Origin of the sequence: Peribacillus sp. FSL R5-0717 (assembly GCF_038002945.1) — a bacterium.
GTDB classification, from domain to species: Bacteria; Bacillota; Bacilli; order Bacillales; family DSM-1321; genus Peribacillus; species Peribacillus frigoritolerans.
The window spans coordinates 872459-893351 of record NZ_JBBOOF010000001.1 but is presented as its reverse complement, the minus strand read 5'-3'; the positions used below and the strand labels follow the sequence as shown (position 1 = coordinate 893351).

Annotated in this window: 20 protein-coding genes and 1 other annotated feature; of the genes, 16 read left to right on the top strand and 4 right to left on the bottom strand. The window is 44.4% G+C overall.

The features are described 5' to 3' along the window. Nucleotides 1–24: 24 nt before the first annotated feature. Complete coding sequence (locus NYE65_RS04350) at nt 25–534, top strand: BofC C-terminal domain-containing protein (protein WP_373689759.1); 510 nt, start codon at nt 25–27, stop codon at nt 532–534. A 95-nt stretch (nt 535–629) separates the two neighbouring features. Here the strand turns inward: NYE65_RS04350 and NYE65_RS04345 are convergent, their stop codons facing one another. After that, a complete protein-coding gene (locus NYE65_RS04345) occupies nt 630–812 on the bottom strand; it encodes a hypothetical protein (RefSeq protein WP_340859929.1) in 183 nt (60 codons plus the stop codon). Between the two features lie 55 nt (nt 813–867). Between NYE65_RS04345 and ruvA the strand changes: the two genes are divergently transcribed. The 6 genes from ruvA to yajC are packed head-to-tail and all read left to right on the top strand — an operon-like array spanning nt 868 to nt 5266. Then, nucleotides 868–1482: a Holliday junction branch migration protein RuvA gene (ruvA, locus tag NYE65_RS04340; RefSeq protein ID WP_340859928.1), complete on the top strand. Its 615-nt coding sequence runs from the start codon at nt 868–870 to the stop codon at nt 1480–1482. Nucleotides 1483–1493: 11 nt separating this feature from the next. After that, nucleotides 1494–2492 carry a Holliday junction branch migration DNA helicase RuvB gene (gene ruvB / locus NYE65_RS04335; RefSeq protein ID WP_340859927.1) on the top strand — a complete coding sequence of 333 codons (999 nt, stop codon included), beginning with the start codon at nt 1494–1496 and terminating at the stop codon, nt 2490–2492. Further along, nucleotides 2489–2695 carry a DUF2905 domain-containing protein gene (locus NYE65_RS04330; protein ID WP_034308809.1) on the top strand — a complete coding sequence of 69 codons (207 nt, stop codon included), beginning with the start codon at nt 2489–2491 and terminating at the stop codon, nt 2693–2695. The genes ruvB and NYE65_RS04330 overlap by 4 nt, the downstream gene beginning before the upstream one ends. Before the next feature lie 38 nt (nt 2696–2733). Then, nucleotides 2734–3762, top strand: a complete 1029-nt coding sequence (queA, locus tag NYE65_RS04325) for a tRNA preQ1(34) S-adenosylmethionine ribosyltransferase-isomerase QueA (RefSeq protein ID WP_063575570.1) — start codon at nt 2734–2736, stop codon at nt 3760–3762. Between the two features lie 36 nt (nt 3763–3798). Continuing rightward, a complete protein-coding gene (gene tgt, locus NYE65_RS04320; protein ID WP_034308807.1) occupies nt 3799–4938 on the top strand; it encodes a tRNA guanosine(34) transglycosylase Tgt in 1140 nt (379 codons plus the stop codon). A 43-nt stretch (nt 4939–4981) separates the two neighbouring features. Further along, the gene (gene yajC / locus NYE65_RS04315) at nt 4982–5266 is read left to right on the top strand and encodes a preprotein translocase subunit YajC (protein WP_098865119.1); all 285 of its coding nucleotides are present in this window, start codon (nt 4982–4984) and stop codon (nt 5264–5266) included. A gap of 46 nt (nt 5267–5312) precedes the next feature. Here yajC and NYE65_RS04310 read toward each other — a convergent pair whose 3' ends face one another. Next, the gene (locus tag NYE65_RS04310) at nt 5313–5684 is read right to left on the bottom strand and encodes a TIGR04086 family membrane protein (RefSeq protein ID WP_328177297.1); all 372 of its coding nucleotides are present in this window, start codon (nt 5682–5684) and stop codon (nt 5313–5315) included. Nucleotides 5685–5877: 193 nt separating this feature from the next. Here NYE65_RS04310 and NYE65_RS04305 point away from each other — a divergent pair, with 193 nt between their 5' ends. Continuing rightward, a complete protein-coding gene (locus NYE65_RS04305; protein ID WP_340859926.1) occupies nt 5878–6534 on the top strand; it encodes a DUF421 domain-containing protein in 657 nt (218 codons plus the stop codon). 28 nt (nt 6535–6562) lie between these two features. Here NYE65_RS04305 and spoVB read toward each other — a convergent pair whose 3' ends face one another. Next, nucleotides 6563–8125: a stage V sporulation protein B gene (gene spoVB, locus NYE65_RS04300; RefSeq protein ID WP_318291764.1), complete on the bottom strand. Its 1563-nt coding sequence runs from the start codon at nt 8123–8125 to the stop codon at nt 6563–6565. 170 nt (nt 8126–8295) lie between these two features. Between spoVB and NYE65_RS04295 the strand changes: the two genes are divergently transcribed. The 6 genes from NYE65_RS04295 (at nt 8296) to dtd (ending at nt 17057) form a co-directional block, all read left to right on the top strand. Further along, a complete protein-coding gene (locus NYE65_RS04295; protein WP_034308797.1) occupies nt 8296–8601 on the top strand; it encodes a post-transcriptional regulator in 306 nt (101 codons plus the stop codon). A 196-nt stretch (nt 8602–8797) separates the two neighbouring features. Continuing rightward, a complete protein-coding gene (gene secDF, locus NYE65_RS04290) occupies nt 8798–11059 on the top strand; it encodes a protein translocase subunit SecDF (protein WP_328110874.1) in 2262 nt (753 codons plus the stop codon). A 143-nt stretch (nt 11060–11202) separates the two neighbouring features. Continuing rightward, a complete protein-coding gene (gene recJ, locus NYE65_RS04285) occupies nt 11203–13578 on the top strand; it encodes a single-stranded-DNA-specific exonuclease RecJ (protein WP_340859925.1) in 2376 nt (791 codons plus the stop codon). Further along, complete coding sequence (locus tag NYE65_RS04280) at nt 13569–14081, top strand: adenine phosphoribosyltransferase (RefSeq protein WP_034308789.1); 513 nt, start codon at nt 13569–13571, stop codon at nt 14079–14081. Before recJ ends, NYE65_RS04280 begins: the two co-directional genes overlap by 10 nt. A gap of 318 nt (nt 14082–14399) precedes the next feature. After that, a complete protein-coding gene (locus NYE65_RS04275; RefSeq protein ID WP_034308787.1) occupies nt 14400–16598 on the top strand; it encodes a RelA/SpoT family protein in 2199 nt (732 codons plus the stop codon). A gap of 15 nt (nt 16599–16613) precedes the next feature. After that, entirely contained in the window at nt 16614–17057 is a 444-nt protein-coding gene (dtd, locus tag NYE65_RS04270) for a D-aminoacyl-tRNA deacylase (RefSeq protein ID WP_053535817.1), read from the top strand. Nucleotides 17058–17121: 64 nt separating this feature from the next. Here the strand turns inward: dtd and NYE65_RS04265 are convergent, their stop codons facing one another. After that, nucleotides 17122–18891: an SH3 domain-containing protein gene (locus NYE65_RS04265; RefSeq protein WP_340859924.1), complete on the bottom strand. Its 1770-nt coding sequence runs from the start codon at nt 18889–18891 to the stop codon at nt 17122–17124. 129 nt (nt 18892–19020) lie between these two features. On the opposite strand from NYE65_RS04265, the gene NYE65_RS04260 reads away from it, so the two are divergent. Together NYE65_RS04260 and hisS are read left to right on the top strand one after the other, a co-directional pair. Next, nucleotides 19021–19194, top strand: a complete 174-nt coding sequence (locus tag NYE65_RS04260) for a hypothetical protein (protein ID WP_034308777.1) — start codon at nt 19021–19023, stop codon at nt 19192–19194. Between the two features lie 79 nt (nt 19195–19273). Beyond that, nucleotides 19274–19510: a binding site (T-box leader), on the top strand. Between the two features lie 99 nt (nt 19511–19609). Then, nucleotides 19610–20881, top strand: a complete 1272-nt coding sequence (gene hisS, locus NYE65_RS04255; protein WP_340859923.1) for a histidine--tRNA ligase — start codon at nt 19610–19612, stop codon at nt 20879–20881. Nucleotides 20882–20893 lie beyond the last annotated feature (12 nt).

Here is a 20893-nt window from a genome sequence, read left to right as displayed (position 1 = left end):
CATAAAAAGTAAACGCCTTAAGAGGTGAGTATATTGTTTAATCAACTTAGAATCCAATTTTTCATGGCACTTTTCATATTGCCATTTTGCTTAACCGTTTTTGCGGAAGAAACCGTTCAAAAGGAAAATGATCCAATTGAAAGGAAGGTCATTCTTCAGCGTATGTATTTGGATGGCGAGTTAAGTGAAGAGAAATTGACAGAAACAATTTGGTCGATGGAGGACTTTTGGGCAAAATATGAAGGATGGCAAGTAGTCGATCAAAATGAAGAGCAGATTGTCATGAAGAAAATTGAGAATGACATATCTCCGCTGTTAAAAGCGAATGGTTACCTTGGGATGAGGGAAGATGGTACATTATCCATTTTTATCGGAAGGCCTGAGCACGCCAAGATCATTCATACATTCTACCAAATAGACGTTGGTAAACTTGAAGCATACAAGCAGGAGGAACTGCAAAAAGGGATTCCGATCATGAATAAAGACCAATATAAACAGCTCATTAAAGAATATGAGCCATATTCGGTAAACTAGGGTGGGATGATATCCCACCCTTCAGACTGTAGACTAACTCGATAATGATGGAGAGTTGTCTACAGTTTTTTTGGTGTTTATCATTACGGTTGATTTCAACTGCGGGAATTCGCTTTCCGCGGGCGGTCCACCCTTTGTGTTTTTTGCGCCTGCCGGGTCTCCCTTGGACGATAGTCTTGCACGCCTGTTTCAATCAACTTTGTTTTAAGCAGTGAGGTGACACCTGGAATTCCCCGTGAATAGACTTTGCCGATTATGAAATAACTTTTAATGAACAACACCCCCTTTTTATGATAAAATGAGAGGTACAGCAAAATCAGGGAGAGAATTAATTTGTATGATTATATAAAAGGCAAGGTCGATTATATTGGACCTGAATACATAGTTGTGGAAAATGGGGGGATCGGATATCAAGTGATGACGCCGAATCCTTTTATTTTTTCCGCTCAATACCAGAAAGAAATCCAAGTTTTCCTGTATCATTATGTTCGTGAGGATATGGTGGCATTATACGGATTTCAGAATCGTCAAGAAAAGGCGTTATTCACAAAATTATTGAATGTAACCGGAATCGGGCCGAAGGGTGCCCTAGCCATATTGGCATCAGGCCAGGTTGATCAGGTGGTACAGGCGATCGAAAATGAAGATGAATCATTTTTGGTGAAATTCCCGGGAGTCGGAAAGAAAACGGCACGGCAAATGATTCTCGACTTAAAAGGGAAACTGGAGAACATTATACCTGATGCGTTTCCAAGCTTGTTTAACGAAGGCGTCACGGCTGCAATCAGTCCAAATGGTTATACGGAGGAATTGGATGAAGCCATTCTTGCATTGAAGGCTCTTGGTTATTCTGAAAAGGAAGTCCAAAAGGTAGCCAAGAAATTGCAGGCTGAAGATATGACGACCGAGCAATATATTAAGAAAGCATTGCAAATGATGTTAAGATAAGGAGTGGCGCAATGGAGGAGAGAATATTCAATCAGGAAGCCGATCTGAACGAACTGTCCTTTGAACAAAGCCTGCGGCCGCAAAACTTAAAACAATATATCGGACAGGATAAAGTGAAAGCGAATTTGAGTGTATACATCGAGGCGGCAAGGATGCGTGAAGAAACGCTCGATCATGTACTTTTATATGGACCGCCTGGTCTTGGCAAGACGACGCTTGCCGTCATCATCGCCAACGAAATGGGTGTGAATATCCGCACGACTTCCGGTCCCGCCATTGAGCGGCCGGGAGATCTGGCGGCCATTTTGAGTGCACTTGAACCAGGTGATGTATTGTTCATTGATGAGATTCACCGTCTCCCTCGTGTCGTTGAGGAAGTGTTATATCCGGCTATGGAGGACTTCTGTCTGGATATTGTAGTCGGTAAGGGACCGGAAGCCCGTTCGATCCGGATCGACTTGCCGCCGTTCACCCTTGTAGGGGCCACGACACGGGCAGGCTCGCTGTCTGCACCGCTCAGGGACCGTTTTGGCGTATTGAGCCGTCTTGAATATTATACCGAAAACCATTTGACTGATATCATCATCCGTACAGCAAGAATCATGGATACGGAAATGGACGATCAAGCAGCGGCAGAGCTTGCAAGAAGGTCAAGGGGCACACCAAGAATAGCCAATCGGCTTTTACGGAGGGTCAGGGATTTCGCCCAGGTACGCGGTGATGGGACGATAACGGCGGAGCTTGCCGATTATGCGCTTGAATTAATGCAGGTCGACCGTTTAGGACTCGATCATATTGACCATAAATTACTTAAAGGGATCATTGAAAAATTCCGTGGCGGGCCCGTGGGCCTGGAAACGATTGCGGCAACGATTGGCGAAGAGGCACATACGATCGAAGATGTGTATGAACCATATCTTCTGCAAGTCGGTTTTCTTCAGCGCACCCCAAGAGGCCGGGTGGCAACACAGCTTGTATATGAGCATTTCGGCATGGAGATGCCTGAATGATGAATATACCAAAGATGGTCATGATTCTGGGTGTGATTATTTTCGTGATTGGTTTTGCGATGAAATATATCCATCTCGGCAGGCTGCCGGGAGATATTTTTCTGAAAAAGGGGAATACGACTTTTTACTTTCCTATCGTTACATCAATCATCGTCAGTGTTGTGTTGTCCGCGATTTTTTATTTGATCGGCCGTTTTAAATAATGATTACAGCTTGATAGACACGTAAGGAAGTGGAACAGATGAAATTGGATATGTTTGATTTTCATTTACCGGAGGAACTGATTGCCCAAGTTCCTTTGGAGGATAGGGAAGCAAGTAGATTGATGGTGCTGGACAAAGAAACCGGTAAGCTCCAGCATGATGTATTCAGCCATATCACGGAATATATCAAACCGGGAGATTGCCTGGTGTTGAATGATACAAAAGTGCTTCCGGCCCGACTATACGGCAGTAAAGAAGGGACAGGTGCAAAGATCGAAGTATTGCTGCTTAAGCAAGAGCATGATGATGTCTGGGAAACGCTTGTGAAGCCGGCCAAACGGATTAAGGAAGGCTCGACGATCGTTTTCGGCGATGGTAAGCTGAGTGCCGTCTGTACAGGTGTACTCGAGCATGGCGGCCGTATCCTTGAATTTAAATATGATGGCATATTTTATGAAATACTGGAGAAGCTGGGCGAAATGCCGTTACCTCCATACATCAAGGAACAACTTGATGATCAGGACCGCTATCAAACCGTTTATGCGCGGGAAAGGGGATCTGCAGCGGCACCTACTGCTGGCCTGCATTTTACGGAGGATTTGCTTGAGAAACTTAAAGGGATGGGTGTCCACATCGCCTTCATCACGCTGCATGTCGGGCTTGGTACATTCCGTCCGGTAAGCGTCGACGATATTGACAGCCATGAAATGCATTCGGAATTTTATCAAATGACGGAAGGCACTGCCAGATTACTGAATGACGTGAAGGAAAAAGGCGGGAAAATCATTACGGTCGGCACTACGTCCACAAGGACATTGGAAACGATTGCGTCCCGCAATGATGGGGTTTTCAAGGAAGAGAATGGCTGGACGAGCATCTTCATTTATCCTGGTTATGAGTTCAAAGGGATCGATGCGATGATAACGAACTTCCATTTGCCTAAATCGACTTTAATCATGCTTATTTCTGCACTTGCAGGCAGGGAGCATGTCCTTCATGCCTATGAAACGGCTGTGGAAGAAAAATACAGGTTCTTTAGCTTTGGAGATGCAATGTTAATTAAGTAATATAAGAGTGAGAAGCTCTTGAAGGGAGTTATTGCGTTGACTGCAATACGATATGAGTTAATCAAAACATGTAAACAGACAGGGGCACGGCTAGGCCGGGTCCATACGCCGCATGGTTCTTTTGAAACGCCGGCATTTATGCCGGTTGGAACGATGGCTACTGTCAAAACGATGTCCCCGGAAGATTTGAAACAAATGGGGGCAGGCATCATCCTGAGCAATACGTACCACCTATGGCTGCGTCCAGGGCATGAAATCATCAAGGAAGCTGGCGGATTGCATAAGTTCATGAACTGGGATCGGGCGATTTTGACCGACTCAGGCGGCTTTCAAGTCTTCAGTTTAAGCGAGTTCCGCAAAATTGAAGAAGAGGGTGTGCATTTCAGGAACCATCTGAATGGCGATAAATTATTTTTATCTCCGGAAAAAGCGATGGAAATACAAAATGCGCTTGGCTCCGATATCATGATGGCATTTGATGAATGTCCGCCATTTCCGGCGACTGAAGAGTATATGAAGAAGTCGGTTGAACGGACATCGCGCTGGGCGGAACGCTGTTTGAATGCACATGAGCGTCCAAATGACCAAGGGTTGTTCGGGATCGTTCAAGGCGGGGAGTTTGAAAATCTTCGCAAACAAAGTGCAAAAGACCTTGTCTCCCTTGACTTCCCGGGTTATGCTATTGGAGGACTATCCGTAGGGGAACCGAAGGATATCATGAACCGCGTCCTTGAGTTTACAACTCCTCTGCTGCCATCTGACAAACCGCGCTATCTTATGGGGGTCGGTTCACCGGACTCATTGATCGATGGTGCACTCCGCGGTGTTGATATGTTTGACTGTGTACTGCCGACGCGAATCGCGCGTAATGGTACGCTCATGACGAGCAATGGGCGGCTGGTTGTGAAAAATGCGAAGTATGCACGCGATTTCGGTCCAATCGATGAAAATTGCGATTGCCATGTTTGCAAGAACTATAGCCGGGCATATATCCGCCACTTGATTAAATGTGAAGAAACCTTTGGAATTCGCCTTACGACTTACCATAATCTTCATTTTCTGTTAAACTTGATGGAACAGGTCAGACAAGCTATTCGAGAAGATCGTCTTGGAGACTTTAGGGAAGAGTTTTTTGAGCAGTATGGTTTCAATGAACCAAATGCGAGAAACTTCTAATTCCATAAATATTTTAATGAACGAAAGGAGTGAATATACTTAAATGGGTTCTTTAACACAAATACTTCCGTTGATTTTAATGTTCGTATTGTTCTATTTCTTATTGATCCGTCCGCAGCAAAAACGCCAAAAGGCTACGCAAAGCATGCAAAGCAGTTTGAAAAAAGGTGATAAAGTTGCTACTATCGGCGGCATGCACGGAACAATCGATGCAATCGATGAACAGCAAATCGTCATTAAATCACCAGACGGTACAAAACTGACTTTTGACCGTGCGGCAATCCGTGAAATTACGGAAAGCGCACCGAATAAAGAAGCATCCCTATAAAACAAACGAAAACCGGGCCATGTGCCCGGTTTTTTGCTGTCTTTTTTTAATCGGAGCGTGTGTCGGAACTCATGTTGACCCCAAGAACGCCACCCATCATGGCCGTAATCACAAAACAGCCATAGTATATCCATTGCTTGATGGTGAAAAGGGCATCGTGACCTAAATATTGAAAAAGGAACACGACCAACAGATAAAGCAGCCCAGTGCTTCCGCCCAAGAATAATCCTTGCTTTTTCCCTTTGCCTCCTGATATGAATCCACCAATGAACAGCGATAAAAAGGACACGATCATGACCACGTATGTCAGGGATGATTCCGTCAGTGAAGTAAAGCGAAGAAGGATGGAAACGATTAAACTAGCAATCATCGCTATGGCAAAGATGGAGCCTACGCCATAAATTACGGCGACACTCATTTTTTTAGTTTCGATGGGTATTCCTCCTTTTTAAAAGGCTGATACGTATAGCCTGTTAATGTGTTTGTACAAGCATATTCCCGATATCGAACCTTTAGACCAGGTTTAAGAAGCTTCCCGTAAAATTAGAAAAGATTATGGAGTAATTTTTCAGTTCCCAAGCCATGCTATGGATGAAGGAAGTGTTGTTGAAGTGGATATCTATCTAGGGATTATTTTTCGAACGACGGTAATCTATCTGGTCATCTGGTTCCTTTTTCGAATGATGGGTAAGCGGGAAGTTGGGGAACTGAGCGTTCTCGATTTAGTGGTATCCATCATGATAGGGGACATTGCTGTGCTATCCTTTGAAGATTTGGAAAAACCGTTTATCCGACAGACTATCCCAATGTTTGTCCTCGCGATCCTCCAAATTACATTGGCATTTGCCTCATTGAAAAGTGTTGAATTTCGCTATTTTATGGACGGTAAGCCACAGATCATCATTAATCAGGGGAAAATAGATGAAAAAGCGATGCGCAGACAACGATATAATTTTGATGACTTATTGACCCAACTTCGTGAACAAGGAATTATTGATATTAACGAAGTTCAATTTGCCATCCTTGAAACTTCAGGAAGGCTCTCGGTGATTAAAAAAAGCGACAATGAAGGATCAGAAAGTCAGGTACCATTCCCGCTGATTGTCGACGGAGAGATACAGGAAAAAAACCTCGATAAAATTGGGAAAAACCATTTTTGGCTTCTGAATCAGTTAAAAGAACATGGAGAAACGAAGGTTAAAGAGATTTCGATTTGCGGGTACATAGATGGCCAATTTTACATCGATAAAAATGAAACGAAGAAATGAACCGAAGCCTTGAGTGCTTCGGTTCATTTTATTTCCAAGCTAATTTTGACAAAAAGCCGCCCACTACAGGAATCCTGATCAAATCGGCCTTTTTTATGCTGCCGGTCATGAGCAGGAAAAATGTGAACAGCAGGATAACGACGGTTACGGAAAGCAAAAGCCGTATGCCGATAGGCTGTGAGGAGAGCGGGAATTGATAAAGATAATAACCGCCCCATCCTGAAATTAAAGCAAGGACCAGAGCAGACATATAGCTTCGGAAATGAAGCGTGAAAGGGACGACCTTCAGCACGGTTGAAAAATGCAGGAAAGTAACGAGCATCGTACCGACAGCTATCCCGATTGCGGCTCCCATGATCCCGAAACTTTCCTTTGAAGCCAGCAGCCAGATCACTCCGATTTTAAGGATGTTCCCAGCCAGGCTGTTGAACATTGCGGCCTTTGCAAGGTCCAGTGCTTGCAGCATGGATTGCAGCGGATATTGAAAATAATAAAGGATGAAAAAAGGTGCCAGGAATTTAATGAAAACGGCAGCATGCGAAGATCCATACATGACTTGCAATATCGGTTCGGCAAAGATGAACAGAATGACGATAGCTAAACAGCCTGTGATGAAAGTGATTTTCAGGGCTTGTTGAAGCCTGTGTTCAACGAGTAAAAAGTTTCCGGTCGTACGGGCTTCGCTCACTGCCGGGACAAGTGCCGTCGCCAATGATGAGGTAACGAAGGAAGGAAGCATGAGTAAAGGCAGAGCGTATCCAGTCAACTCCCCGTATTGACTGGTGGCCGCGGCCGCGGTGACTCCGGCAAGTGCCAAACTCTGGGCGACCACTATCGGTTCGAAAAACCACGATACCGATCCAATCATCCTGCTTCCGGTGGTAGGAAGGGCAATTCCCATCAATTCGGTGAACGTTCCTTTTCCGGATTTGACATTCTTGAAGAAACCCTTTCTGAACTTAAAATGTTTCTTTATTTTAAAGCTGGTCAATAAGTAAATGAGAGAGACGAGCTCACCGATTATCGATGCAAGCATTGCCCCGGCTGCCGCATATTCGATTCCATATGGCAAAAAGGCCTTGGTCAGGACGGCTATGAAAGTGATACGGGCCACCTGTTCGATAACTTGTGAGAAAGCGAAGGGCTTCATATTTTGCTTGCCTTGGAAATAACCGCGCAGTACGGATGAAATGGCAATGATCGGTACGATTGGGGCAATCGCCATGAGCGGCCATAACGTCCGTTCGTCCGTGAATAGGTATTCTGATAGAACCGGTGCGAAAAGCAGCATCGCAGGAGTGAAAATCATCGATAGAGTAAAGGTGCACGCCAAAGAGACGACAAGGATTTTCTTGATTTTCCGTTCATCACCCCTGGCATTGGCTTCGGCCACGTATTTCGAAATGGCGATTGGCAGGCCCAACTGGGTTATGTTCACGACGAGAAAGAGTGTCGGTAAAGCCATCATATATAAACCAACGCCTTCTTCGCCGATGAAGCGGGCGATGACAATACGGTTAATGAAACCAAGAACCCTTGTAATCAGGCTTGCGATTAATAAAATCAGTGTCCCTTTTAAAAATTTGGACATTGAACTCCCTCCCTGCCTTCTCAAAAAAGCGGTTATGCTATACAATTATCTATATGCTTGTACTTGGACAAAGCATGACAAAAGTGTTTGTTTGCGTTCTAACAAATGATAAGAAACCCTTCTAAGAAACTGCGCATTCATTTGAGAATCATTTTACTGGAGGCAAAGTGATGGCAAAAAAGAATCATCCCTATCAAAGGTATTACCTAAAGGTGCGTCCATTTTTGAAGAGTAAGCGTGAGGAATTCCAAATGGTCGGATTGAATGCCGTAACAGAGGAAGACATATGGGGAACCTTAACCAAAAATAAATGGAAGCGCCCGCAGGAAAACATTCACCTTCATGAACTTGTCGCAGATATCGTGACATTTTCGAGCAACCAGTTCATGACCTTCCAAATGGTCGAAGCTTATAAATCACCGAACCTATTCGAGCCGCTTTCCGAAGAGGAACTGAAGGAGCTTTTGAAAGAATAACGCAAAGATATACTTAAATTGACAGCTGTTTGTATATGACTCATAATAGATATGGTTATGCTTTTTTTGGAAAAAGTATGGAAAGATGTGTCTTTTTTCTCAAGAAGCATAGGGTATGCAGTTATCATTTAAACAACAAATGACGGTTTTATTAACTTCAGGAACAGGCGTATTATAGAAAGGGGCCTACTACATAATGGTAAAAAGAAGCAGGATCGTTGCGTTTTTTCTAATCGCACTTTTGATTTTCGCAGCGATGGGTACGACTTCAAAAGGAATCCTAAAGGATATCAAGCTGGGTCTTGATCTTCAAGGCGGGTTTGAAGTGTTATATGAAGTAAAACCGCTGTCAGGGGAAAAGATCACCCCGGACGTTTTACGGGCTACAGTAAGCTCACTTGAGCGGCGTGTCAATGTGTTGGGTGTTAGCGAGCCTAACATACAAATAGAAGGGAAAGACCGGATCCGCGTTCAATTGGCTGGGGTCAAAGACCAAAACAACGCTCGGGAAATCCTTTCTACACAAGCTAAATTATCCTTCCGTGATTATAACGATAAGGAAATGATGACCGGTGCCGACCTGAAAGAAGGCGGCGCGAAACAAACGTTCCAAGATAATAAACCGGTTGTCGAAGTCACGCTGAAAGACGTGAATAAGTTTAAAGAAATCACTCAAAAAATTTCCTCGATGGAAAGTCCGACCAATGTACTGGCAATCTGGCTGGATTTCGAGGAAGGAAAAGATTCCATTAAGGATACCTCTTCACAAGACAATATGATTTCAGCTCCAGCTGTCAGTGAAGTTTTCAATACGAAGAAGGTGTATATTACCGGTCAATTCACGGTGGAAGAAGCGAAAGAGCTTGCAGCCCTACTGAATGCAGGTGCCCTGCCTGTAGATTTGAAAGAAAAGTACTCCACTTCAGTAGGTGCCCAATTCGGTGCAGGAGCATTGAATGATACCATATTTGCGGGAATCATCGGAATTGCACTTGTTTTCATCTTCATGCTTGTGTATTATCGCTTCCCGGGATTCATTGCAGTCGTCACCTTAAGCATCTACATTTTCTTGACGCTATTAGTGTTCGATTGGATGAATGCGGTGCTCACGCTCCCAGGTATTGCGGCATTGGTACTCGGGGTCGGGATGGCTGTCGACGCCAATATCATAACCTATGAGCGAATCAGGGATGAATTGAAACTTGGCAGATCGGTTAAGGCAGCATATAAAGAAGGTACCAAGAATTCACTTGCTACAATCACGGATGCCAACTTAACGACCCTGCTGGCTGCGGCCGTATTGTTCTATTATGGAACAAGCTCGGTTAAAGGGTTTGCCACCACTTTGATCATTTCGATCTTAATGAGTTTCATTACTGCCGTTTATGGTACACGCCTCTTCATGAGCCTGTGGGTGAATAGCGGGTTCCTGGACAAACGTACAGGATGGTTTGGCGTGAAGAAGAAAAATATTCACGATTTATCCGAGAAAATGGATTTAATGTCATTGCCAACACGCTTTGATAAAATCGATTTCGTGAAACATCGGAAGGTTTTTTACGGCATTTCAATCGGTGTCACCATTATCGGAATCATCTTCCTGCTCGTCTTCAGATTGAATCTTGGGATTGATTTCACGAGCGGCACCCGAATCGAGATTGCGTCCAAAGACGTCTTGACGACTCAGCAAGTCAAAACCGAAATGAAAAAGGTCGGTATCGACGAAGATGATATCAAGGATGTCAGGCTCGCTGGACAAGACAATAAAAATGCTGTCGTTCGGACAGTAGGTGTCCTCGATAAGCAAGAGATTGCTGAATTGAAGGACCATTTCAAGAAAGATCACGGAGCAGAACCGAATGTCAGCACCGTATCACCGACAGTAGGAAAAGAGCTTGCGAAAAATGCCATGTTTGCGTTAGCGATTGCCTCAATCGGAATCATATTGTATGTATCGATACGATTTGAATGGCGAATGGCTGTACCAGCTGTGGTCGCGCTTATACATGATGCATTCTTCATCATCACGATTTTCAGCTTGCTCCGGCTCGAAGTGGATATCACCTTCATTGCTGCGGTTCTGACGATCGTCGGTTATTCGATCAATGATACGATCGTAACCTTTGACCGTATTCGTGAAAACCTGCGCTTCAGCCGTAAAGTAAAAACCGTCGAACAACTGGAGAACATTGTGAACATCAGTATCAGGCAAACGCTGACGAGATCCATTAACACGGTTCTGACCGTTCTCATAACGGTCATCGCGTTGATGATCTTCGGCAGTGAAGCTATTCGTAACTTCTCCATTGCCCTGTTTATCGGTTTAATATGCGGCGTGTATTCATCGCTATTGATCGCTTCCCAATTCTGGCTTGATTTGAAAATCAGGGAATTGAAGAAGAAAGGTCCGCTGAATACCGCAAAAGAAAAGAAACAAAGTCTTGAAGGACAAGTTTAATAGGTGAGAGGGCTGGCATGATGCCAGCCTTCTTTTTGTTGAACTAGCTTATTGAATAGGGAATTACAGCCAATTATGAGTTTAAAATAAAATTGAAACTGGTATATTCGTTTTGTATAATGAGTAGGTTGAGGGGTGAATAAATGTTAAAGCCAAAAACCCGGTGGAACTTGCGAACTGCCGATGAAAACAAAGTTGCTGTACTAGCTGAAGAGCTTCATATCACACCTTTGGTTGCAGCCCTGCTTGTGAATCGAGGCCTGGATACGATTGAAAGTGCCCGATCGTTTTTATTTGTAAAAAATCAAACTTTTCATGACCCATTTTTATTGAAGGATATGGATAAAGCAGTATATAGAATAAAAGAAGCGATTCAAAATGGAGAAAAAATACGTATATTCGGTGATTATGATGCGGACGGCGTGACATCGACCACAGTGATGATGACCGCGCTGACGAGATTGGGGGCCGATGTTGATTTTTATATCCCGAATCGGTTTACAGAAGGATATGGTCCGAATCCGATGGCATTCCGCCTTGCAGCCGAGCAAGGTGTGAAGGTATTAATAACCGTCGATACCGGAATTTCCGCAGTCGCTGAAGCGAAGCTTGCCGCCGAGCTGGGCATGGATTATATTTTGACCGATCACCATGAACCTGGACCGCAGCTGCCTGAGGCATTGGCGATCATCCATCCTAAACTTGATGATAGTACCTATCCATTTAAAGACCTTGCCGGAGTAGGGGTCGCATTTAAGCTTGCACACGCCTTGCTTGGGGAATTGCCTGAGGATTTGCTTGAAATAGCGGCAATCGGCACGATAGCGGATTTAGTGCCTTTACAAGGGGAAAACCGCGTCATTGCTGCGAAAGGCATCGAGCAGTTACGATTGACTCGCCGCCCGGGACTTGTTGCGTTAATGAAAGTGGCGAATGTTCAGCAGGAAGCATTGAATGAAGAATCGATCGGCTTTGCAATGGCACCGAGGATCAATGCTGTCGGCCGCCTTGGAGATGCCGATCCCGCTGTTGATTTATTGATGTCCGCAAGTCTCGAAGAAGCAATGGAACTTGCTAATGAAATCAATGATATCAATAAAGAGCGGCAGGAAATGGTTGCAGCAATGGCTAAGGAAGCGATTGCTGAAGTCGAGGAAAACTTCCCGCCGGAGTCCAATGGCGTGCTCATCATCGGCAGGGAAGGCTGGAATGCCGGAGTTGTGGGGATTGTGGCCTCTAAACTTGTTGAACGCTTTTACCGGCCGACGATTGTATTGAGCTATGATCGGGATAAGGGATTAGCTAAAGGTTCTGCTCGGAGCATCGTTGGTTTCGATCTTTTTCAAAGTCTTTCCCAATGCCGTGAAATGCTGCCTCATTTCGGCGGACATCCTATGGCAGCTGGAATGACGTTGAAAATAGAAGATGTTCAGGAGCTTAGGGACCGCATGAACTTGATTGCGAAGGAAGAACTGAATGAAGAGGACTTCACACCGATTACAAACTTGGACGGTGCTACGACTTTAGCTGAAGTTTCCATTCAAACGATTCAGGAAATGAGCTTGCTTGCACCATTTGGGGTTACGAATCCCAAGCCTAAGATTTTGATAGATTCCGTACAACTATCAAGTTTCCGCAAAATTGGTGCCAACCAAAATCACTTGAAGGTTCAGCTGGAAGATGGTGAAAAACACAAACTTGACGGTGTGGGCTTCGGTCTCGGTCATTTTGTCGATGAAATAGCTCCGCACGCTGAAGTTTCGGTGATTGGAGAACTCTCCATCAATGAGTGGAATAATATGAAAAAGCCCCAGATCTTTGTCCAGGATGTCTCGGTGGACCATTGGCAGTTATTCGATTACCGTGGCAAGGGACAGGCAGAGAAGTGGCTTGCCGACATTCCTGCACAAAACCGGAAGATCGTCATTTTCTCGGAAGATATTTATAGCAGATATCCATTTTTGCAAAACCATCCAGATCTCGTTCATATCGAGAATGAACTGGATGCTGAGCAGCTCGACTGCTTCGAAGGGCATTTGGTACTCATGGACATGCCGCCGTCCAGGGAATATTTGAAACGGGTGATTGCCAAAAAGAACCCTTCCCGTATCTACGCTCACCTTTCCCATGAACAGGACCATTTCTTAAGTACGATGCCGACAAGGGATCATTTTAAATGGTTTTATGCCTTCCTTGCCAAGAAGGGTCCGCTTGATGTGAAAAGATATGGTGATGACCTGGCCAAATATCGCGGCTGGTCAAGAGATACAGTGGATTTCATTTCTAAGGTGTTTTTTGAGCTTGATTTTGTTACAATAGAAAATGGGTTAATTATGCTCACAACCAATGCGAAAAAACGCGATCTCAGTGAATCTGAATCGTATACAAGAAAGAAAGAGCAATTTGAGCTTGAACAAGAGCTTGTTTATTCTTCCTATCAGCAATTATTCGATTGGTTCAATCATTATTTAGTTCATGAGGCAACAGACCTTGAGGAGGAAACAAAGCAATGGATTTAAAGCAATATGTAACAATTGTGCAAGACTGGCCAAAACCGGGTATCGTCTTTAAAGATATTACAACATTAATGGATAACGGCGCAGCTTATAAATACGCAACAGACCAAATCGTCGAGTATGCTCGCGATAAAAATATCGACTTGGTGGTCGGGCCGGAAGCACGCGGATTCATTATCGGATGTCCAGTCGCATACTCATTGGAAGTGGGCTTTGCGCCAGTGAGAAAAGAAGGAAAACTTCCACGTGAAACGATAAAAGTCGAATATGGACTGGAATACGGCAAGGATGTATTGACTATCCATAAAGATGCCATTAAACCGGGACAGCGTGTCCTGATTACGGACGATTTGCTTGCTACCGGGGGAACAATCGAAGCGACGATCAAGTTGGTTGAACAGCTTGGCGGAATTGTAGCAGGGATTGCCTTCCTTATTGAATTGACTGACTTGGATGGAAAAGATAAATTAGACGGCTATGATGTCTTGACATTAATGAGCTTTTAATAAAGGAGAGCACTCTGACCAGGGTGCTCTCTTTCTGTTTTTCCCATTTTAGCTGGATTTTGTCGAATTTCCAGTGAAAAAATGCACTATTCTTAATAAAATACACGTTTAACTCTTTACATCCTTGCCTTTTTTTTCGATAATAGTAATAATAAAGAGTTTTTCTGCTAATAAGTTTATTTGCACTTTTATCCGTTTAAGCGGATTTATTTTTTTTCGCAAAAATTGTCACGTTTTGCAGAATAAAGGGAAGTGCTACCAATCATACTCAATCCGGATCATATCCGGTGGCAGTTAAAGTGGGGTTAAGGTGATTAAATGGCTAATGATCAAATATTGACTGCCGAGCAGGTTGTAGAACGGGCCAGCTTATATCTTCAGCCGGAAGAAGCTGAATTTATTCATAGAGCGTTTAAGTATGCAGAGTATGCTCACCGAGAACAATTCCGTAAATCGGGAGAGCCATATATTATTCATCCGATTCAAGTGGCGGGCATTCTGGCTGATCTTGAAATGGACCCTGCAACCATTGCGGCAGGTTTTTTACATGATGTTGTTGAAGACACGGAGATCACGTTGAAGGATATTGAAGAAAACTTCAGTCCTGAAGTCGCCATGCTTGTGGATGGCGTGACCAAGTTAGGGAAAATCAAATACAAATCACAGCAGGAGCAACAGGCGGAAAACCATCGGAAAATGTTCGTGGCGATGGCCCAGGATATACGGGTCATCTTGATCAAGCTTGCGGACAGACTGCATAATATGCGGACATTGAAGCATCTGCCGCAGGAAAAGCAGAGAAGGATATCGAACGAGACGTTGGAAATCTTCGCACCGCTTGCCCATCGTCTTGGTATCAGCACAATTAAATGGGAACTGGAAGATACTGCACTAAGGTATTTGAATCCTCAGCAGTATTACCGAATCGTCAACCTGATGAAGAAAAAGCGTGCAGAACGTGAAAACTATCTGGAAGAAGTCATTGATGAAGTGCGTAAAAACGTTGAGGAAGTCAACATTAAGGCTGACCTATCCGGCAGGCCGAAACATATATACAGCATTTATCGCAAAATGGCTTTGCAGAATAAACAGTTCAGCGAAATTTATGACTTGCTTGCCGTTCGGATCGTCGTCAATAGCATAAAAGATTGCTATGCCGTTTTAGGGATCATCCATACATGCTGGAAACCGATGCCTGGCCGATTCAAAGACTATATCGCGATGCCGAAGCCGAATATGTATCAATCGCTCCATACGACGGTGATCGGACCGAAAGGCGATCCGCTGGAAGTGCAGATCCGTACTTCCGATATGCATCGCATTGCCGAGTTCGGGGTTGCAGCGCACTGGGCTTATAAAGAGGGAAAAGATGTCGGTGAACAGCCTTCACTGGAAGAAAAATTGACATGGTTCCGGGAAATTCTTGAATTCCAGGATGATGCGACCAATGCCGAGGAATTCATGGAATCCCTTAAAATAGATCTTTTTTCTGATATGGTATTCATTTTCACTCCAAAAGGCGATGTCATCGAACTGCCATCAGGATCCAACCCGATTGATTTCGCTTACCGGATTCATTCGGAAATCGGGAACAAAACGATTGGTGCTAAAGTGAACGGGAAAATGGTACCGCTGGATTATAAACTGAAAACTGGCGATATCATAGAAATCTTAACATCGAAGCATTCATATGGTCCAAGTCAGGATTGGCTTAAACTGACGCAAACATCTCAAGCGAAAAATAAGATCCGCCAATTTTTCAAGAAGCAGCGCCGGGAAGAAAATATCGAAAAAGGCAAAGAGCTTGTTGAAAAGGAAATCAAGGATATGGAGTTCGACCTGAAGGAAATCCTGGCTGCCGAAAATATCAGGCGTGTTGCGGATAAATTCAACTTCCTGAATGAAGAGGATATGTATGCAGCAGTCGGATATAATGGAATAACAGCCCTTCAGGTAGCTAACCGCCTTACCGAAAAATGGCGTAAGCAGAAAATGGTCGAGCAAGAAGCGGATATTTCTGAAGCGGTAGCCGATCTGAAAACCTTCTCGAATACATCTAAAAAACGTGACTCGGGCGTACAGGTACCAGGGATTGATAACTTGCTTATCCGCTTATCACGCTGTTGCAACCCAGTACCAGGGGACGAAATCGTTGGTTATATAACCAAAGGCCGTGGAGTTTCAGTTCATAGGCAAGATTGCCCGAACCTGGATAGCGGGGATGCCGATCATCGCCTTGTACCGGTTGAATGGGAAAGTACGATTAACGAACGCAAGGAATACATCGTGGAAATTGAAATCAGCGGCTATGACCGTCGCGGCTTATTGAATGAAGTCCTTCAAGCCGTCAATGAAACCAAGACCAACATTTCAGCGGTCTCGGGTAAATCGGACAGGAATAAGGTGGCGACCATTCACATGTCGATTTATATTCATAACATTGCCCATTTGCAAAAGGTTGTCGACCGTATTAAACAAATTTCAGATGTTTATTCCGTTAGAAGGATCATGAACTAAGGAGTTTTTATTGCCATGCGTGTTGTTTTACAACGTTCCAAAGCGGCAAAAGTAGTTGTCGCAGACCAAATAATCGGACAAATCGACAGCGGTCTCGTCCTATTGGTTGGTGTCACCCATGGAGATACGATCGATGACGCCGCCTATTTGGCCGAAAAGATTGTCAATCTAAGAATATTCGAAGATGAAAATGAAAAGATGAACCACTCACTATTGGATGTGGGAGGTTCGATTTTATCCGTTTCACAATTCACCTTATACGGCGATTGCCGTAAAGGCCGTCGACCGAACTTCATGGACGCCGCCCGTCCCGAAGAGGCGAATGAATTATATGAAGCATTTAACGAGGAGCTCCGCAAAAAAGGCGTCCATACGGAAACAGGTCAATTTGGTGCCATGATGGATGTTCAGCTTACTAATGACGGGCCCGTCACATTAATACTCGAAAGCAAAAAATGACCTGCTGCGGCAGGTTTTTTTTGTAGAAAAGCCAGCTTCGAAACGAAGCTGGCTTTTCTGGTCCTTATTTAAAATACCGTGCCAAGCCATTATAGATGGCCGATGTGATTTTTTCTTGATACTCATTCGATGTTAATGTCAATTCTTCCACTGGATTACTTAAATAGCCTAGTTCAATGAGTGTAGCTACCCGTTTATTTTCACGGGTCACATGATAATTCCCGTATCGTGAACCGCGATTGGGCACCTGCATGGTGGAACCGAGTGAATTGGCCAGTGTCGCCGCCAACGCACGCTGGTAATCATGATAGTAGTATGTGGTTATCCCGCTGGTGATCTGGTCCTTGGTGCTATCATAATGGAGGCTGATGAAAGCATCCGCGTTATGTATATGTGAAGTGCTGACCCGGGAAGGGAGTGGAACATAGGTATTTCCGCTCCTGGTCAGGATCACTTTAGCCCCTGCAGCCTGAAGTTTGTCCCGCAGCAATTCTGCCGTTCGAATCGTCAGGTTTTTCTCAAGTGTTCCACCGACCCCGATTGTACCGCTATCCCTGCCGCCATGTCCGGGATCGATCACAATCGTTTTATCCTTTAGGTATTTCTCAACGCCAGGTCGTTGGATCTGCTCGGCATGCCCTTCGATCGTCACGATCCATCCGGCCACATAAGCTGTTTTTCCGCCCTTTAGTTTAATGGAATACCAGTCGCCTTCCATACCTGATGCCGTGAACGTTTCACCTGCATTGACCTGCTCTACAATCCCCGAGTTGCCATCCGGCTCATTCCTAAGGATTGTACCATCATGAATGATGGTAATCTTTTTTCCTTTTACATCAACCTTTTTTTCCTTCGCCGTTTGCTCAACATTCTCTTTTTCCAGGTACCAACTCACTACCCAGCCCTTTTTTGAACCAGTGAGCTGGATCTGTGTCATATTTCCCTTTGTTTGGAGCACAGCGTAAGTCTCATCCTTGTTCACCGAACCGATGACCTTGCTTGAGAGCGAGGCTTCATTCCTGACATTTAAACCCGTGGCGGTCACCCTGGCAGTAGCGCCTGCCGTGTCCTTTTTCATATCATCATGATTTTCGCTTACTTGTATGTAGGGTTCAGCTACCCAACCACGGGTTCCTTGGAAATCAATTTCCGCCCATTCATTTTCAACCCTGTAGACGGTCACTGACGTAGTTTTATTCAGCTTTCCGAGAGCGGCACTGCTTGTTGACGGTTCCGAACGGACATTGAGCCGGTCCACCAAAGTTACTCCGGTTTTTACGGATTGATTCGTTCCTTTTTCCCTAGTTGAATCTTTCTTCGCTGCTTTTTCTGATGCAAAGGGAAGCGTTATGTAGTCAGCAGAGACCCAGCCTTCGATATCCGCCGTTTTGACCTTTATCCAATTCTCATTCTTTTCAATGATGTCAACAAAAGTCCCTTTACTCAAGGACCCAACCGTTTGAAATGTAGTGCCGGGACCTGTTCGGACACGGACGGAGCTGCCTGATATCGTCCCTTGTCCGGATTCCTTTTTGACTTGATTGGTGTCAGACCCTGTTTGTCTCTCCACTAACCAATTGGCAACCCAGCCCGTTTTGCCGGTGCCAATCCGGATTTCAATCCAGTCGCCATCTTCATTCAGAATGGGATACGATTCCCCTTTTGACAGTTTTTTTACGATAGGGAAACTGAGACCTGCACCTTCACGGACATTGACCACTTGGGTCGTCACGATATTTTCCCCATCATCTTTTCCAAAAGCGTGATGGACGGGGAAAATCGCTGAGAATATCAGCATCAGTGTCAGGCCGAATAAACCCGATTTCTTCTTCATAAGTTGTCTCTCCCTTTTAATGTCTATATGTATGTATTCTCGTTCAATGAAAATTTCCCTCTTTCCCTGTGCAAAAAACATTTTTTTTAGGAAAGAATAGAGCTTATATAACTGTAGGAGGGAAACCATATGAAATTCAGCGAAAAAGATCAAACGAGCTTAAGCGGAGGCAATCAAGTACTGGGTGTCGATTTTCACGATTTCATCCAAAAGGAACAAAGCGCAAACCTTGTTGAATTGGCATCCGAATTCGGGGTCAATGTCCGGACGATCAAAAATTTGAAAAAACGTTTGAACCAGTAAAATGCGACAAAAATCCTCAGTCTGCCTTGACATTTGATGTTAACGTCCGTATGATTATAAAATATCAGACTTATTACTGCAATAACCAATGATGGAGAAGAGTAATTAAGAAACACATGAAAAGAGAGGAAATGCCGAGGCTGAAAGCATTCCACATGATGACTTAATGAAAGAACCCTCCGTAGGCTTCACTCCGAACGGATTTACTTAATAGGAGATGGACGTAAAACAGGCGTTAACTGTTTTTGAGCGGGGGCACTTTTTTTGTGCTTCAACTAGGGTGGCACCACGGGATATCCAAACTCTCGTCCCTTGTAACATATACGTTACAAGGGGCGGGAGTTTTTTGTTTGGAAAAAATCAGTATAGCGTGCCGAATAAGAAAGGGCGCTTTGCTTTAAAGGAGGAAACACATATGTCTATTCAGATTCCTAGAGGTACCCAGGATTTATTGCCTGGCCAAACGGAAATTTGGCAGTATATTGAGAACACAGCGCGTGATATTTGTCACCGTTACCAATATAAAGAAATCCGCACACCGATTTTTGAGCACACGGAATTATTTTTACGCGGTGTAGGGGATACAACCGATATCGTTCAAAAAGAGATGTATTCATTTCAAGATCGCGGTGAAAGGAACTTAACCCTTCGTCCGGAAGGCACTGCATCGGTTGTACGGTCATATATCGAGAACAAAATGTTCGGGTGGGCCAATCAACCGGTCAAGCTTTATTATATCGGGCCGATGTTCCGTTACGAACGTCCGCAAGCAGGTCGATTCCGCCAGTTCGTTCAATTCGGCATCGAAGCTTTAGGAAGTAAGGATCCCGGTATCGATGCAGAGGTTCTGTCACTGGCGATGAACCTGTACAAGGAACTTGGGTTGAAAAAGCTGAAGCTAGTCATCAACAGCCTTGGTGATAAGGAAAGCCGGACAGCGCATCGCAATGCGTTAATCAAACATTTCGAACCCCGCATCGGCGAGTTTTGCGGCGATTGTCAAAACCGCCTCGAAAAAAATCCTTTGCGGATCCTGGATTGCAAAAAGGATCACGATCACGAATTGATGAACACGGCTCCTTCCATCATTGAATATTTAAATGATGAATCCCGTACTTATTTCGAAAAGGTGAAACAGCACTTAACCGATTTGGAAATCGATTTCGTCGAAGATCCGACTCTAGTGCGGGGCTTGGATTACTATAATCATACCGCATTTGAAATCATGAGTGATGCAGAAGGCTTTGGCGCCATCACTACACTTTGCGGCGGCGGCCGTTATAACGGGCTGGCTGAAGAACTTGGCGGACCGGAAACACCAGGAATCGGTTTTGCACTTAGCATTGAACGGCTGATTGCTGCCCTCCAAGCAGAAAACATCGAGCTTCCGATCAAAAAGGGAATTGATTGCTATCTTGTCTCACTAGGTGAAACAGCCAAGGATTATACCGTCAAACTTGCCCATCAATTGCGGAATGCCGGTTTTACCGTCGAAAAAGACTATCAAGATCGTAAAGTGAAAGCACAATTCAAATCAGCCGACCGCCTCGAAGCAAGATATGTGGCGACACTTGGGGAGGATGAATTGGCAAATAATAAAATCAATGTAAAGTTCATGGAAACCGGTGAACAAGTCCAAATGGATCTTGCAACATTCGTTGAACAATTCAAAAAGCTACAGGCTTAAGGGGGAAATACC

What these genes read in the sequence shown, in the direction of transcription:
- secDF (WP_328110874.1), top strand. Translation starts at nt 8,798, where the DNA reads ATGGTAAAAAGAAGCAGGATCGTTGCGTTTTTTCTAATCGCACTTTTG.
- ruvB (WP_340859927.1), top strand. Translation starts at nt 1,494, where the DNA reads ATGGAGGAGAGAATATTCAATCAGGAAGCCGATCTGAACGAACTGTCC.
- NYE65_RS04310 (WP_328177297.1), bottom strand. Translation starts at nt 5,684, where the DNA reads ATGAGTGTCGCCGTAATTTATGGCGTAGGCTCCATCTTTGCCATAGCG.
- NYE65_RS04295 (WP_034308797.1), top strand. Translation starts at nt 8,296, where the DNA reads ATGGCAAAAAAGAATCATCCCTATCAAAGGTATTACCTAAAGGTGCGT.
- recJ (WP_340859925.1), top strand. Translation starts at nt 11,203, where the DNA reads ATGTTAAAGCCAAAAACCCGGTGGAACTTGCGAACTGCCGATGAAAAC.
- queA (WP_063575570.1), top strand. Translation starts at nt 2,734, where the DNA reads ATGAAATTGGATATGTTTGATTTTCATTTACCGGAGGAACTGATTGCC.
- NYE65_RS04260 (WP_034308777.1), top strand. Translation starts at nt 19,021, where the DNA reads ATGAAATTCAGCGAAAAAGATCAAACGAGCTTAAGCGGAGGCAATCAA.
- NYE65_RS04330 (WP_034308809.1), top strand. Translation starts at nt 2,489, where the DNA reads ATGATGAATATACCAAAGATGGTCATGATTCTGGGTGTGATTATTTTC.
- spoVB (WP_318291764.1), bottom strand. Translation starts at nt 8,125, where the DNA reads ATGTCCAAATTTTTAAAAGGGACACTGATTTTATTAATCGCAAGCCTG.
- NYE65_RS04265 (WP_340859924.1), bottom strand. Translation starts at nt 18,891, where the DNA reads ATGAAGAAGAAATCGGGTTTATTCGGCCTGACACTGATGCTGATATTC.
- NYE65_RS04275 (WP_034308787.1), top strand. Translation starts at nt 14,400, where the DNA reads ATGGCTAATGATCAAATATTGACTGCCGAGCAGGTTGTAGAACGGGCC.
- dtd (WP_053535817.1), top strand. Translation starts at nt 16,614, where the DNA reads ATGCGTGTTGTTTTACAACGTTCCAAAGCGGCAAAAGTAGTTGTCGCA.
- hisS (WP_340859923.1), top strand. Translation starts at nt 19,610, where the DNA reads ATGTCTATTCAGATTCCTAGAGGTACCCAGGATTTATTGCCTGGCCAA.
- NYE65_RS04280 (WP_034308789.1), top strand. Translation starts at nt 13,569, where the DNA reads ATGGATTTAAAGCAATATGTAACAATTGTGCAAGACTGGCCAAAACCG.
- yajC (WP_098865119.1), top strand. Translation starts at nt 4,982, where the DNA reads ATGGGTTCTTTAACACAAATACTTCCGTTGATTTTAATGTTCGTATTG.